This window comes from Pseudomonas sp. S32 (genome assembly GCF_016648095.1).
In the GTDB taxonomy this organism is placed as follows: domain Bacteria; phylum Pseudomonadota; class Gammaproteobacteria; order Pseudomonadales; family Pseudomonadaceae; genus Aquipseudomonas; species Aquipseudomonas parafulva.
Genome location: NZ_JACVVF010000109.1, coordinates 1 through 701, shown reverse-complemented (window position 1 = coordinate 701; position 701 = coordinate 1). Strand labels below are relative to the sequence as shown.

Sequence of the window (701 nt, the reverse complement as noted above, 5' to 3'; positions counted from 1 at the left end):
AAGTAGGCTCCCACTGCTTGTACGCATACGGTTTCAGGTTCTATTTCACTCCCCTCTCCGGGGTTCTTTTCGCCTTTCCCTCACGGTACTGGTTCACTATCGGTCAGTCAGTAGTATTTAGCCTTGGAGGATGGTCCCCCCATATTCAGACAAAGTTTCTCGTGCTCCGTCCTACTCGATTTCATTGACAAGAGATTTTCGTGTACGGGGCTATCACCCACTATGGCCGCACTTTCCAGAGCGTTCCACTAATCTCAAACCAACTTAAGGGCTGGTCCCCGTTCGCTCGCCACTACTAAGGGAATCTCGGTTGATTTCTTTTCCTCAGGGTACTTAGATGTTTCAGTTCCCCTGGTTCGCCTCTTGCACCTATGTATTCAGTACAAGATAACCAGCTTGTGCTGGCTGGGTTCCCCCATTCAGAGATCTCTGGATCACAGTCTGTTTGCCGACTCCCCAAAGCTTTTCGCAGGCTACCACGTCTTTCATCGCCTCTGACTGCCAAGGCATCCACCGTATGCGCTTCTTCACTTGACCATATAACCCCAAGCAATCTGGTTATACTGTGAAGACGACATTCGCCGAAAATTCGCATGTTGCGCTTTCGCGCAGAACTCACAAATTTTACCTTAGCCTGATCACACACCAGTGAAAGTGCGTGTCAGTCTATATCTATCACATATCCGAATTTTTAAAGAACG

Annotated in this window: 1 rRNA gene; it reads right to left on the bottom strand. The window is 48.5% G+C overall.

Features of this window, described 5'->3' with window-relative positions:
- Positions 1-537, bottom strand: a 23S ribosomal RNA gene (locus IAE38_RS23670); the annotation flags it as partial.
- Positions 538-701: the final 164 nt, after the last annotated feature.